The 13683-nt window shown below is 38.5% G+C and carries 17 protein-coding genes; 9 read left to right on the forward strand and 8 right to left on the reverse strand.

Going from position 1 to position 13683, the window contains the following annotated elements; all coding sequences use genetic code 11:
* The coding region (locus M901_RS05790) for a S41 family peptidase (RefSeq protein WP_034720721.1) at nucleotides 1–1001 on the forward strand (1001 nt) is incomplete at its 5' end.
* Here the strand turns inward: M901_RS05790 and M901_RS05795 are convergent.
* From M901_RS05795 to M901_RS05810, 4 genes are all read right to left on the reverse strand, one after another.
* The gene (locus tag M901_RS05795; RefSeq protein WP_021277257.1) at nucleotides 944–1657 is read right to left on the reverse strand and encodes a hypothetical protein; all 714 of its coding nucleotides are present in this window, start codon (nucleotides 1655–1657) and stop codon (nucleotides 944–946) included. The two genes, M901_RS05790 and M901_RS05795, sit on opposite strands and share 58 nt — an antisense overlap.
* A gap of 58 nt (nucleotides 1658–1715) precedes the next feature.
* On the reverse strand, nucleotides 1716–2261 hold the full coding sequence (locus M901_RS16315) for a helix-turn-helix domain-containing protein (protein WP_021277255.1): 546 nt from the start codon (nucleotides 2259–2261) through the stop codon (nucleotides 1716–1718).
* Between the two features lie 112 nt (nucleotides 2262–2373).
* Nucleotides 2374–3438, reverse strand: coding sequence for a DUF2914 domain-containing protein (locus M901_RS05805; protein WP_021277252.1), 1065 nt, complete (start codon nucleotides 3436–3438; stop codon nucleotides 2374–2376).
* 42 nt (nucleotides 3439–3480) lie between these two features.
* The gene (locus M901_RS05810; protein WP_198295350.1) at nucleotides 3481–3756 is read right to left on the reverse strand and encodes a barstar family protein; all 276 of its coding nucleotides are present in this window, start codon (nucleotides 3754–3756) and stop codon (nucleotides 3481–3483) included.
* Between the two features lie 53 nt (nucleotides 3757–3809).
* Between M901_RS05810 and M901_RS05815 the strand changes: the two genes are divergently transcribed.
* Nucleotides 3810–4232 carry a PPC domain-containing DNA-binding protein gene (locus M901_RS05815; RefSeq protein WP_021277251.1) on the forward strand — a complete coding sequence of 141 codons (423 nt, stop codon included), beginning with the start codon at nucleotides 3810–3812 and terminating at the stop codon, nucleotides 4230–4232.
* On the opposite strand, the gene M901_RS16320 is transcribed toward M901_RS05815, so the two are convergent.
* Nucleotides 4229–4672 carry a co-chaperone YbbN gene (locus tag M901_RS16320; RefSeq protein ID WP_021277249.1) on the reverse strand — a complete coding sequence of 148 codons (444 nt, stop codon included), beginning with the start codon at nucleotides 4670–4672 and terminating at the stop codon, nucleotides 4229–4231. The two genes, M901_RS05815 and M901_RS16320, sit on opposite strands and share 4 nt — an antisense overlap.
* A 113-nt stretch (nucleotides 4673–4785) precedes the next feature.
* Here M901_RS16320 and M901_RS05825 point away from each other — a divergent pair, with 113 nt between their 5' ends.
* Nucleotides 4786–5349: an NADAR family protein gene (locus M901_RS05825; RefSeq protein WP_021277260.1), complete on the forward strand. Its 564-nt coding sequence runs from the start codon at nucleotides 4786–4788 to the stop codon at nucleotides 5347–5349.
* Here the strand turns inward: M901_RS05825 and M901_RS05830 are convergent.
* Nucleotides 5346–6389 (reverse strand): serine/threonine protein kinase, encoded by a 1044-nt coding sequence (locus M901_RS05830; protein WP_021277254.1) that lies wholly within the window; start codon nucleotides 6387–6389, stop codon nucleotides 5346–5348. The two genes, M901_RS05825 and M901_RS05830, sit on opposite strands and share 4 nt — an antisense overlap.
* A 75-nt stretch (nucleotides 6390–6464) precedes the next feature.
* On the opposite strand from M901_RS05830, the gene M901_RS05835 reads away from it, so the two are divergent.
* Entirely contained in the window at nucleotides 6465–7076 is a 612-nt protein-coding gene (locus M901_RS05835; protein WP_198295351.1) for a nucleotidyltransferase family protein, read from the forward strand.
* 1 nt (nucleotide 7077) lies between these two features.
* On the opposite strand, the gene M901_RS05840 is transcribed toward M901_RS05835, so the two are convergent.
* The gene (locus M901_RS05840) at nucleotides 7078–8091 is read right to left on the reverse strand and encodes a hypothetical protein (RefSeq protein WP_021277250.1); all 1014 of its coding nucleotides are present in this window, start codon (nucleotides 8089–8091) and stop codon (nucleotides 7078–7080) included.
* 111 nt (nucleotides 8092–8202) lie between these two features.
* Between M901_RS05840 and M901_RS05845 the strand changes: the two genes are divergently transcribed.
* The 4 genes from M901_RS05845 (at nucleotide 8203) to M901_RS05860 (ending at nucleotide 11367) form a co-directional block, all read left to right on the forward strand.
* Nucleotides 8203–9021: an SDR family oxidoreductase gene (locus tag M901_RS05845; RefSeq protein ID WP_021277263.1), complete on the forward strand. Its 819-nt coding sequence runs from the start codon at nucleotides 8203–8205 to the stop codon at nucleotides 9019–9021.
* A gap of 81 nt (nucleotides 9022–9102) precedes the next feature.
* Nucleotides 9103–9447: a hypothetical protein gene (locus M901_RS05850; protein ID WP_021277253.1), complete on the forward strand. Its 345-nt coding sequence runs from the start codon at nucleotides 9103–9105 to the stop codon at nucleotides 9445–9447.
* A gap of 87 nt (nucleotides 9448–9534) precedes the next feature.
* Entirely contained in the window at nucleotides 9535–9906 is a 372-nt protein-coding gene (locus M901_RS05855; protein WP_021277248.1) for a response regulator, read from the forward strand.
* Nucleotides 9907–9951: 45 nt separating this feature from the next.
* Nucleotides 9952–11367 (forward strand): hypothetical protein, encoded by a 1416-nt coding sequence (locus tag M901_RS05860; protein ID WP_157679867.1) that lies wholly within the window; start codon nucleotides 9952–9954, stop codon nucleotides 11365–11367.
* Nucleotides 11368–11402: 35 nt separating this feature from the next.
* On the opposite strand, the gene M901_RS05865 is transcribed toward M901_RS05860, so the two are convergent.
* Nucleotides 11403–12659 (reverse strand): ectonucleotide pyrophosphatase/phosphodiesterase, encoded by a 1257-nt coding sequence (locus tag M901_RS05865; RefSeq protein WP_021277261.1) that lies wholly within the window; start codon nucleotides 12657–12659, stop codon nucleotides 11403–11405.
* A 131-nt stretch (nucleotides 12660–12790) separates the two neighbouring features.
* Here M901_RS05865 and M901_RS05870 point away from each other — a divergent pair.
* Nucleotides 12791–13683 (forward strand): N-acetylmuramoyl-L-alanine amidase-like domain-containing protein (locus M901_RS05870; RefSeq protein ID WP_021277256.1); only part of this gene is annotated, 893 nt, incomplete at its 3' end.

Here is a 13683-nt window from a genome sequence, read left to right on the forward strand (position 1 = left end):
TAGAGGAAACTTCATTTGAATTGGATCTTGAGGTTATGTTAAGAATACTGCATGAAAGTTATGCTGGTTCTGATTACTTGCCTGAGGGTGAGTTTAAACTTCTAGCTGAGTCAATAAGTGGTATTGACTTTAATGCTGATAAGAATTCTCTCTACATAGAGTTGAGTAAGGTTTTTTCAAAGGTTTCAGATAATCATCTTAAAGTTTGGCCATGTTTTGCGGACAGAAATATTCATCGCAATATTGGGCTAAGTTTTCCTGTTGGTAAGAATATGGCCGCTGATGATATCGTTTCAGTCGTTGAAGAAGATAATATTCTTAAAATAGCGCTGGCAAAGTTTCCTATGCCCAATGAGCCTCATTGGGAAGGTTTTCTTGATAAAATAAAATCATCTCTTTATAAGAGTGAGCTTAAGGGAATTATTCTTGATCTGCGTGGAAATACCGGCGGTAATGACCATTATGGATATGAGATGGCGGCCCTGATTTTCGGAGGCCCTTTTAATCATCCTATTTGTTCTCAGGCGGTTTTACAGACACCTTTGAGTTTTTTGGCCATGTCTAATACCTTCTATCAGCGAAATGAAGAGTATGCTCAAGCCTTTCGAGATAAGTATCAATTCGCCCTAGAAACCGAGAAGGCCGATAAGTATAAAATTTACGAAGGAGAAAAGGATAAAACTTCGCTCTCTGCCGATTGTATTAACAAACCGCTCTTTATTCTGATTGATCCTGAAACAAAATCATCTGGAGAAAGTACCGCCTTGTGCTTTGAAGATCATCCGCAAGTTCAATATGTAGGGCAGGCCACAAATGGATGTATTGAATTTGGTAATGTCGGCTTATTTGTACTACCACATTCAAAAATCTGCATTCAAATCAGCACCCATAAGAATATTTTCCGTGATCAAAGGGCTTTTGAAAAAAATGGGATCCAGCCTCATCACTTTTGTGAGACTGGAGTTGATGCCTTAGAGATTGTATTAGAAAAACTGGGATGATTTCTCTGTCTGACTCTCTGTACTCGCTTTCTAATAATTGGAAGAAAGAGACGATAGAGGAGTTTTTTTATAAGATTGACTTGGTTTGGGTTTTCTTGAGATTGAAGCCAATTTCTTGGTGCTTTTGTTCTTGCCATCTCCTTTTCTATGGCCTCCATTTGAACAAAGTTCTCTGAATGAAGAGAGAACTCGGCACTCGCTCCACATTCTCCTATGGCCACAGAGTGTCCGGTTTTCCATCCAAGCCTACGATTGAGTTCTATTGCACTATTAAATAGCTCAAGATCATTAATATAGCCATCGAGAGTTATTTCTCTCTTATCAAGTTTCACAACGATCCAGCTATGGCCAATATATTTTGGGGTAAAGAAGAAGAGTAAACTTGGAAAGAATCCTCTATGGATATTCTTATCAATAGTAGAGAAGTAGACGGTGACATCAAAACCAAGTTCCGTCAGAATTTTATGAATAAGGACTGTCTTATTATTACATTGTCCCTTCCTTAGACGGAAGACTTCTTCAGGAGAAATATCATCAATTTCTGGCAGAAAGTCGAATTGAATATAGTCACGGACATCTTCATAGACGATTTGTAGTCTTTCTTCTTGTGTCAGGTCTGATTCTCTTAGTTTATCAATATAAGATTTAAGTTCCATTGCTTCTCCTTTGTCTTGATTTTGACATAGGAGTGAGTGAGTTTCTTGAATCTAGCGGCTAATCTAGGCCAATCTTTAAGAGTAAAGACTTCGGAGAGTGACCAAAGTTCTCTTTAATTACTCGGGACATATGGGCCTGATCAGAAAAACCACTTTCAATGGCGACTTGGGCCAGTGATAATTGAGGTGTTTTCTGTAAGAGATAAAAGGCCTTGCGAATTTTCTGCCATTTAATATAGTTTTTAAAGGTAATCCCAATATTCTCTTTAAAGAGGTGGCGGAGTCTATCGGGTGATATTGCCACTTGAGAGGCAATATGTTCAAGACGACAGTTGTGTTGGTGTGATTTAATTAGCTCGAGGGCCTGAATTGTTTTTTCGTGTAGGTCACGATTGATACTATTCATATTGAGCTTTTCAGGAAGCTTTGAAAGCTTGATATAGTTTTTTTGATCGAGTATGGCCTCTAGACTTTTTGCCAGTAGAGATTCGGCATCAATGAGATAATTTTCCCACAGATGAGAATCAAGGGAGTGGGGAATATCTTTTGCAAGTAAGAGATATTCATTTGGGTCCAGAGAGATCATCTCATGGGCAATGGACATACTGGCCTTTTCAAGAGGACGACAAATCTGAAAGCATTGATGAGCATGCTCTTTATTATCTTCAATAAGTCCTTCAATTCTTGCACCATAAGTGTAGAGTTCAATCTTTATATTAAATCCTTTTTTCTTTTCTCATAGTCAGACTTTCATTTTCATCAGTATAGATATGAAAGTCAATTCTTCCAATCTCTAAACCAGAGCCTGTCTCTATGTAGACTCGCCAGTTACCGGGGCGAATATTTTGTTTTGAGGCAAAGGCGCGATATCCTTCTCGTCTTCCTCCTTTTATATTGAGAGGAATAATATCTGAAGTCTTGTAGGCTCCATCAATCTCGACTTGCCACTTGATATTGACTCTGTCTTCAAAACCAGCAGGAGCAAAAATCTTTGTGAATATAAAGACCTTGTCATTTTCCTTGTAGAGAAAATCCTGATCTCCATTTTGCCAAAATTTAAACTTTGAGCGGTTCTCTGAAGTGATATAGTGTCCATTTTCTTTTTCTACATTATGAAAGACTCCGATATATTTGAGACTTAATGGAATTGGGGGAAAGGCCTTTATTAAATAGAAGAATGTAAAGAGCAACGAAATCACAACGTGGGGAATAAAGAGATATTGAGTGAAATAGTAGACTCTTGAACTTTTTTTAACAAAGAGTCTCTTAATTCCAAAAGAGATTGCGAGACAAAGGAGTATTGTGCAGAGAAATATCAAGGTCCCGCTCTTTCCTATTAGTAGTGGAATCAAGTAGAGCATAAAAGTTAAGAGGCATAAATAGAGCAGTGATGTACGAATGAGTATTCCCAAGTTTTTGATGAGTTGGAATTCATTGAATACGAGCAGCCCCGCCATGAAAATAAGAAAGAAGTAGGAATTGGAAAGACTTCCACTTTTAAAGTAGAAAAGTGTATAGCTACTAAGTAGAGACCCAAGGCAGAAATGGAAAATATCAACTCGATAGAGGAAGATTTTTTGAATAAGATGATGGGACTTTATATTTTCTATTTCAAGATATTCTAAAGCGAGAATGGCCGCTGCAATAATGATATAGAGCAGCTGCATAATGATATTACTCATCTCATCAATTTCTCCTAAGGTGAAGATGTCGAAGAGAAATCCTGTGGAGAAGAAAATCACAGGTAAGTATTTTTTGAGGTTCCCAAAAGCTTTTTCCATAAATTAATCCTTTCTTATTTATCGGAAAAAAGGAGGGATTTCTTAGCAGAGTTGGTAGTCGAAGCAGTCGTGGTAGGCCTTAGCTCGATCAAAGACCTCAACAATTCTATCAAAGTCATGGCCCATCTGCTTTCGGCTTGCATCGTGAGAGAGCCAGCTAATAGTCAGGTTAGGGTCGATATAGCTTACAAGACAGTCCAAGAGGTCATCCAGATTATTTCCATAGTAGTGAGGAAAGCTCAATAGTTGAGCTATTTCCTGATGGAATCTATCCATTGAGTAGATTTGTGAACCTATAATTTGAACTTCTTTTCTCATGAGCATAATATGACATAAGTGCTCAAGAAAACCAATGAAATAGAGGAAATAAAATGGATGCTAAGAAACTCACTGAGACTCAATACTTTATTCGTCTAGATAGAGGAGAGAATGTTAACCAAACACTGAAGAAGTTTTGTCGTGAAAATGAAATTAAGTGTGCTCGTATTCATGGACTAGGGGCCCTCGAAGAGTGTGAATTAGGTTACTATGACTATCATGCCGATATTTATAAAACAAAAGTTCTAGAAGATGAATTTGAGCTTCTTAGTATGGAAGGTAATGTCTCAATGATGGATAGCGAACCCTTTGTTCATCTCCATGTCAGTCTAAGTGATAACGAGTTCCGCTCCCTAGGTGGTCATCTCTTTGAGGCTAAAGTTGCTGTGACTGTAGAGTGTTGGATGGAAGTTTTTCCTTATGAATTTACTCGCTCTAAAGGCGAGAAGGAAAAGTTCAGGCCTCTTTCTTTCTAAGAAAGAACTGAGGCCGCGATAAAGGCACCAACCACCAGGGTGAGAACTGCGGCAATAATAATTCCAAAAGTATGGTCTTTCTTTTGATCTTCTTTTTGAAATTCCCCTGTTTCTCTAAAATGGGCATCGTCCTTATTGTCGATAACATATTGTAGGTCTCTAAGAGGAGTGACTCCATGGAATGAATAGAGGATTTCTCTACTTTCACAATAGTGAATTGTTGGAACTGCTCTAATTCCAAAGTGTGCCGCAAGCTCCGGTGACTCATCTGTATCAACCTCAAAAATCGCCGTTTCAGGGTTATTTTGAACGAGAGCGTCAAGAACAGGCTTCATCGTATTACATGGTCCACAAGTTTTAGATCCGAACTTGATAATATAGAGATCTTTCTGAGATTGTGCGACTTCTTCGAAATTTTCGTTAGTTAGTTTTTTCATCATGGGCAATATTATAGCTAAGTCTCTAAGACTTAGACAATTTCATTCTTTTTTTAGATTTCGTCTTGGCACATGGGAAATGGCAACGCTAGAATGTGCCAAATTCGGGAGATATTATGACACACACTGTAAAATACCTACTAGCATCACTAGTATTACTGATTTGTATTAATACTCTAGCGGATGCGCCACATTACGATCGCTATGAGAGAACACCTGCCATTTCTTATGAAGGAGAAATCTTAGATTTCTATAGTACGAAGAAGGCCTATGGAGAGTTTTCAAACTTTGGGCTCTTTCCTATTTTAATTGAAGGTGTACTTTGGCCTACGAGTGAGCATTACTACCAAGCTCATAAGTATGATAAGAAAGAGTTACAAGAGTGGGTTCGAGCTGCTGATTCACCTTATATGGCCGCTAAAAGAGGAAGAGATAAATCAATTCCTAAAAGAGCTAATTGGAAAGAAATTAAAGATCAGGTGATGTGGATTGCCCTTAAGGCAAAATTCTCTCAGTATAATTCTTTAAGAGAGCTTCTTCTATCAACAAATCATTCAGAGATCTATGAGCATACGAAGAATGACTGTTACTGGGGTGATTGTGGTGATCGCACAGGACAAAATAAACTCGGAAAACAACTTATGAGAATTAGAGTTCTGCTAAGAAGCGGGGAGCTTTAATACTCATAATCCCAAGGTGATGGTGTTTGAGCACCTCGAATAAGATTGATCTGAGTTTGAAGATCGGCAATTTGGGTACTCCAATAAGAATCATTATCAAAGTGTGCGAAGGCCTGCTTAAATGCCGGGTCTTCCCATCTCTTCGCAATCCAGGCACTAAAGTGAATATATCTTAAGGCCCTTAGAGGCTCAATAAGTTTAAGACTTTGGTAGTCAAAAGATCGCATTGAATCATAGGCCTCAAGTAAGATATTTCTATCAATGATGGACTCTTGATCTGTTCCCGGTACAACTAACCAGACATCTTGAACTGCTGGCCCCATTAGCATGTCGTCAAAATCGATGAAGAATGGGTTATCATCACGCAGGATGATATTGCCTTTATGGCAGTCGCCGTGAATTCTATGTGTTTTGATATCTTTAAATAATGGATGAATAAGCTGACAAAGAGTTTCTACACTTTCTTTGTAAGAGTGTTCAAAGTGAGCGGGAATAAATTTACCATCCAAGAGAAACTTTAAATTCTGCTCCCCAAAAGTTGTTGGGTTGATATGAATACGACTTTTGGCTTCTTTTTGCGCACCAATATTGTGGATTCTCGCCAAGAGACGACCCATAATCTGGAGTTGCTCTTCATTCATCTCCTCTGGTGCGCGCCCGCCTCTTTTAGGAAAGAGAGTATAGTAGAGTTCATGATCTTTTAATTTAAAGAGTGTTCCTCCATCAAACTCATGGGGAGCGATGACTGGAATCTCTGCTTCTTTTAGATCTTTTAAAAATTCATGCTCTTCAAGAATTTGCTCTTTCGACCAACGACCTGGGCGATAAAACTTTGCAATGACAAAATTATCACTAGGACTTTGAGTTGATATGAGAGGCGTGTCGATCTCAATTTCGTAAACTCTGTTTTCCATGGAATTGAGAGTGAGACATCTTCCTGTCGTCTTTAGTCCCAGGGCCTCAATTGCATCGAGGACCGTATCGGGATTTAAGTGAAAGAAGAATTGGGTTTCTGAGTCACCCCATACATATTGAGACATATAAAAGTGATAGGCCTCAACTGCTCATGTGTCAAGAAACTTGCAAGAGAATCACTGGCAAGGCACAATAGGGCCATGATTGATTTTGATAAACTAACTCAAGAGCTTGTCTCTAAGCACCAACCTGATCTTATTCTTCTTTATGGCTCTTTTGCTCGAGGAGAGTACACACCTAAATCGGATATTGATGTCGTCTGCTTTAAAGATATTCAAAATGTCGAAACAGACAATCGAGACTTTTCAGGGCTTTATTTAGACTGTTGGATTAAGCCATTGAGTGAGCTTGAAAAAATTGAGGAGTCGATTTATTTAGATGGAGCAAAGGTTCTCTACGATAAGAATGATATTGCTCCTGCGTTTCTCGAAAAGGTAAGAGAGAGGCTTGAATCTCCTCCTAAACCGTTATCAGAACAAGAGAGACAGCATCTTAAGGCATGGACTTTAAAGATGCTTGATCGCACCTATCGCGGAGATATTGAGGCGAATTTTAGAAGAGCTTGGTTGGTTTTTGAGTTGCTACAGACTTATTATAAGTGGAATGGTCTTTGGTATCGCGGCTCTAAATTGGCCTTTAGAGAACTCAAAGAGAAGAAGCCTAAAATTTATAAACAATTCGATAAGGTGCTTAAGAATCCAACGGACTCTATCCTTATCAAACAATTGGTCTATAAGATATTTGGTCTCTAGCTTATTTGTCAGTAGGGTTAATATTGTAAAATAATCTACCTTTCACTTTTGTGATGGCCCCAGAAAAATCACTATTCTTTTTAAGAACACATGGGCCAATGATATCAAATCCCTTTGTCATGATTTCATATTCTGATAGAGGAGCAAAGTAGGCGGCTGCGTGAAAACTGATATCTGACACCTCCACATGACAACCCCATGGCTTTGGCGTAACTTCTCCTGTTTCTCCCATAATTTGAGCTTCTGGGAGATCTTGTGAACCTTCGTATTTCCACCTTGGAGTGAGTTCATCAGACTCTTTATGATACCAACATTTTGGTCTTACCTTATCACTTGACTCACAATTGTTACCCTCATTTTGAGCAAGCCCACAAAGAAGCCCAGCTCTTAATGTATCAACTCGACATTGAGCACTTGGATAATCATTGTAGTTTGTGACTTTAACATATTCATCACTATACTTATTAATACTCTTTACACCGTTATAAGCATTTGAAAGATTGGCAATTGCAATGAGTCCTCTAAGGCAGTTGTTACTTTCTAGTCCCTCGTTTTGGCATAGCTCTCGTTGAGTTTTATCTAAGAGAATTAACTCATCAAAGGAGACCTCTCTCGATACTTTTTCAAAGTATTTTTGAATACACTCTGAAGTGGCAAAGTAATCAGATTGAGCTTCAGCGGAGTACTTCTGTGTAGGGTAGACTTTAGGGTACCCACCAACGAGATGACCGACTTCATGGCATACCGTGATGGCATAGGCGTCATCACTCAAATTAAACTTTCTTTTAAATCCACCGTGAAAAGACATCACAACGCGATTCTTTTTCATTGAAACAGAAGCATTTGGATGATCACTTTTCCAGTTAATATCTATATCTAATTCATCACCAATATTTTCGAGCTGATTAAGATAGGGCGAAATAACTTTATTGATGAGATTTTCGAACTTTGATTGTGAGGCAAAGCTTGAAAATGAGGATAGGAGTATAAGTGTCGAAAGAGTTAATTTTTGCATAGGGCTTTATACCCGAATTTTGTCTAGAAATGGGCCAAGTTGTCATTTTTACTTGAAAAATGTCAACTAACGAGGATTGTCCTTTTAAAATTTACCAATTATCATCTACTTATGTATGAAAATAAAAAGATTTTAATTACAGGTGCAGCGAGTGGAATAGGAAAACTTCTAGCGACTCAGTTTGCAAAATATCAATGCCAGTTAATCCTTGTGGATTATAATTCGGAGGCGCTAGAGGCCACTAAAGATGAGCTCTCAAATGCGTCCATTTCCCAAGCGGCCATCGATTGCTTTGTGTGTGATCTCAATCAGGAAGATCTGTTAATGCAGACGATTGAGAAAATTAAAGATCAATTTCAATATATTGATATTCTCGTTAATAACGCCGGAATCGTTTCTGGAAAACCCTTAGTTAATTTATCTAATGATGATATTAAAAGAACATTTATGGTCAATACGATTGCACCATTTATTCTATGTCGTGAGTTTGTTAAAGAAATGATTGAAAGGGACCAAGGGCAAATTATAAATCTTTGTTCTGCAAGTAGTTACGTTGGTGTTCCAAAGCTATCAGATTATGCTGCCAGTAAGGCCGCAATTTTAAGTATGGATGAGTCAATCCGTTTGGAGCTTAAGCAGATGAAGAGTCATGTTGTGACAACGGCATTCTGTCCTTACTATATTAATACGGGAATGTTTGATGGGGTCAAAACACGATTTTCTTTCTTACTTCCTATCCTTAAACCTGAGTACGTCTGTCAAAGACTGATGAAGGCCATTGCAAAGAAAGAGAAGAGGGTTATTATTCCTCCCTTTGTCTATTTGAGTTTTGTGATTAAGGTATTTCCTCCCGTGATATTTGATGCTCTGTTGAGCTTCTTTGGGATTAACTCTTCAATGGACGAATTTAAGGGGAGAAAGAAGTCCTAACTGGGAAAATTCAACTCTGTTTAATGTTCACTCTGATTCTTGTTAAAATAGAAGTATTGAGAGTTCAAAACTGAGGGATTTATGAAGTACCTACTTCTTCTTTTTCTAATTCAACTAATTTCTATCAATGTCTTTGCTGATGTTCAGACTTCTTACATGAAGGCGAGAAAGCAGTATATGCTTGAGTACACTGTTTTTGGCGTCGATGAATGTCTTAGCCAAAACCAAGAGAAATTAGTTGTTGAAAAGTCAGAGAAGGAACTTGATAAAATTGTTGTTGGATCTAAGGAGTATTTCAATCTTCTCGCTCAGTGTTTTCAAAAATTCCATAGTCAATGTGTGGGAGAGTCTTGCATCGTTTCTCAGTCTATGAAGAAGAGAATTGAAGGAATTCGTCACGTGGAAAAGTATCTTTCCAAGTTGTAAGTCTCTATTATTATTGAATAATAAATTGTCTTTTCTTTTTTTATAGGAATATTCGCCTCTATGTTAAACTAAAAATATGGAGGGGGTATGGAACCAATTCTAATCGTTGATGATCAGCATGATATTTTGAGTTTCATTGAGTGGGAGCTCAAATCCACTGGAGTTGAGTGCTCTCAGGCCGATAATATTTCAGATGCTATTAATCTCTTAAAAGAGCGAAAACTCTCGTGTATCTTCTTAGATATCCTTCTCGATGATAAGTCCTCTGAAGATATCCTACGCTTTTTAAAGAGTGAGGAAAACTCCTTGAACGCGGATATTCCCATTGTTGTGATGAGTGCTTTTATTGATGAGAATTTCATCTCAAGAAATGCTGGAAAGGTCTACAAGATTGTTGAAAAGCCATTTGAGCCCGGAGAGATTTCCTCAATCGTAACTAACTTAAATCAGGCAGCTTAGAAAGAATAGCTAAGGTTTGTTGTCGGGTATTCCGAAAAGAATCTCATGAAGAGATTAGTGTTAGTATTTCTATTTATCAGTCAATTTGCCCTTAGTGCCGAATCGGAAAGTGGTTTTCTCTATCGAACGGTACGCAATAATACCAAGGTTTCGCTCTTTTATGATGCTCGTCTGGATGAGTACACTTATAAACGGGGAAGTCGCTCATATCGCTATCCACGATTTAGATACAAAGATATTTTTACGAAACATATGTTCGAGATCCCAGATGCTGATTTTGAGGAGCTCAAAGATATTTTACGCAAGCACGCAAGTACCCAAAGATCATCAAAGGCGACACCAGAAGAAATTCTAGGCAGTGGTCTTAAAATGTTAGATCAGGCCCAGGATATAATTAGTCCTGCAGATAGCCCTTGTCATCCTTATCAGGGAGCACCCAAAGCTCAGAGAATTGTCTATTCTCAGACAAAGGAGCAGGCCAAGAGAGAAGATGATCTTGTCCTTGATACGGCCTTGGCCGATGAAGGCTTCTTTAAAATGGGAAAACTTACTGGGACAAAATTAGAACTCATGAGTTGTAATGATAATCCTCTACACGGGGCTCTTGGTGCCGCAGGTATGACAGAATTTGGAGAAGGGATTGAGGGTGATGATAGAGGGAAAACATTCTGTATCAAAGGTGATGCGACTTTAGAGTTTGAAAAGGGATCAATTTCATTTAGAAGAACTTCAGATGGATATGGAAGACTCACATCTAAGCCTGGAAAGGTTTACTACTATGGTGGACGAGCTTACCAGTCAGAAGTTTATCGTGATGAGAATGGTAAGCGTTACCAAGAGTTTCTCTCAATTGATGGTTATGAATTAGAGATTGTAAGAAAGCTTGGAGAAAATGATACTTATGTCAAAGTCATTGGTCGTTATAAGACAATGGACGATACTTCAGGACTCTCAAAGAGTTTACAGGAGTCGTGGCATGAAAATATGGGCGCCGTAGAGTATGCCTATGTTGATCATATGGATAAGAAATCAGGCTTTGAGGGCTATATAGAACTTGGACGAGATTTTGAGGTTTACTCTAGTGATGACATCAAAGTGACGGCTACCCCAAGTGCTGGTATCCAAGGTTCTCAATTAGGGGAGACTGAAAGCTTTGTCTCGGTGGCCGGAGAAGTTAAGGCCGTTTTCCTAGATGACGTTGGAGATAAGAAATTTCCAAGTTGGGAAGCAAGGGCCTATATTAAAAGGAAGCAATATCTTGATAGTGAAGACGGGACTTTAAAAGGAGTTGAGATCACTAAGAGATTTGCTTACGATGAGAATAATTTTATCTATCTAAAGGCCGGGATAGGTGAAGACGAAGATCGTTGGTCTAAGTCCTTTGGTGGGGAAGAGATGAGACGAAATGGCTCTCTGGATTTCCAACATACTCTTGGTATTGGTTTTGAACACAAATTTTAAAACGATAAAAAAAAGGGAGCGTAAAGCTCCCTTTCCTATTTTAAAAGACTCGACATATATTTTAATTTTCCATCGATTTTCACATCAAGATCAAGCCCTAGCACTTTTGCAAGCAGGGGATAGATATTGGTATTATTTCTTGTCCCTAATTGGTAGCTCCTCTTGAATTGAGGTCCTTTCGCGTAGAAAATGGCGTGCATATCATTTCCGTCATATTGAGACCAACCGTGATTTCCCTTTGGGACACTGATATCAGTTATTCCAATTGACCAATCTTTCTTAGCGATACATACCATATCACCAACTCTTGGATGATTTCTAAAGTTTAGCTTCTTTGGTGTTTTATTTCCAAAGTAGCATCGGTAGTTCTTGGCGTTCTTGTTGAGAATACTAAGAGACTCTTTTAAGCTGATCTTTCCTGTTTCTTTACTATAGAACTGGATGATTGGTCCCTTACCCTTAACGATAAAGTTGTCTTGGATAAGTTTATTCTGCGCTTTGTCCTTGGCAACAAGTTCGAAATTTTCCTTTTTCAACGCGGCCATCCCGTGATCTGAGACGATGACAATATTAAGTGGGAGCTCTAGTTTTTCTAAGTTTGTGACAAGCTTTTCGATGCTCTTATCAACTTTATGAATTGCCGCTTCGACCTCTTTAGAGTCTGGACCGTAATTATGTCCGGCACTATCGACATCGTGAAAGTAGAGTGTTGCAAAGTGGGGTCTCTTTTCTTCAGGTAGCTTAAACCAACTTTCTACTGTCTTAATTCTTTCTTCATGTTTTGTTCCATGATTGTAGCGAAGATAATAAGATGGTCTCTGTCCTTGAATCTCAGCTTCTGATCCTGGCCAGAAGTAAGTGGCCGTTCTCATTCCTTGCCTTTCAGCTAATCCCCAAAGAGGTAGTGAAAGGTAGAAGTCCCCATTTTCAACAGCGTTTCTATCTCTTAGAGAATACGACTTCTTAAGATCTGGAGCATAGAATCCATTGGCGACAATTCCGTGATTCATTGGATATCTTCCGGTCATAATTGAGAGATGGTTTGGAAAGGTCTTCGTTGGGTATGATGGCCTTAAGCTCTTTAGCGACGCTCCTTCGTATTGGAACTTAGAAAGAAACTTCGGTTGATATTTCTTTGTGTAGTCCCAACGATAGCCATCGATAGAGATAAGTAAAACATAGGGCGCTTTCATGGCCTTTTCAGAGTTTGCTTTAAGATTCTCCTTTTGCATGACCTTTGTGCCACTAGCACAACCAACAAGTAGGAGAGTACTTAGTAGTAAGTTTCTCATTATTCATCATCCTTTGATTTGTGAGTTATATAGAAAATCTTAATTGATCAGCATCTAAAAATGAAGTGGCACGTACTTTGCTCTATAAATAGAGAAAGATTGAAAATGTCCATTAAATAAGGGTTTATACCATGTTAAAGTGTCTAAATTTTAGTCAGTTACTAATTATTTTATCGATTCTATTGAGTTCAGTCACAAGGGCTCAGTTTGATTCGGGTGAGATAGAAAAGCTTATTTCTTTAAAGGGCCAAGATATCGAATCTAGTGTCGATCGCATCTCAGGAGTCTTCTTAGGACGTAAGTACAACACCTCTGGGCCTTTGGGTGAGGGTGAAGAGGCTAAGTATGACCAGGACCCTCTCTGGCGAACAGATGAGTTTGACTGTACGACCTATGTTGAAACTATTATGGCAATAATCCTTTCAGATTCAGTTGAAGACTTTCAACAGAGAATGACGGCCATTAGGTACTTAAATGGAGAAGTCTCATTTGTTACGCGAAATCATTTTACCAGTCTTGATTGGGTACCTCGAAATATTGAAGAGGGATTTATAGCAGATATCACAGATCAAGTATTTGATAGTGCTGCTGTTAAAGAGGCCAAAACTGTCATCAAGAAAAAAAGCTGGTACGAAAAGATGGGTGAGTCACGACTTTCACTCATTTCTAAAAGCTCAAAAGAAAAGAATGAAGCTCTTGAGCAGTTAAGAAATGAAGGACATCAGTTTGATGATCAAGAGGCGAGATTAAACTATATGCCAATTGCAGAAATCTTTGATCATAAAGGAAGGATTAAAAACCAGGTTTTTAAAAATATTCGTTCAGCACACATTATCAATATTGTGAGACCTGATTGGAATCTTGAAAAGTATATTGGTACCAATATTAATGTTTCTCACCAAGGACTGGCGATCAGAAAGAGTGATGGTCTCTATTTTAGACATGCGAGTCCAAGTGGACAGGGGGTTGTCACTGAGCAAAAGCTGGAGGATTACCTAAGAAAGTATATTAATCATAAGACGAT

Origin of the sequence: Bacteriovorax sp. DB6_IX, from assembly GCF_000447775.1 — a bacterium.
GTDB lineage: Bacteria > Bdellovibrionota > Bacteriovoracia > Bacteriovoracales > Bacteriovoracaceae > Halobacteriovorax_A.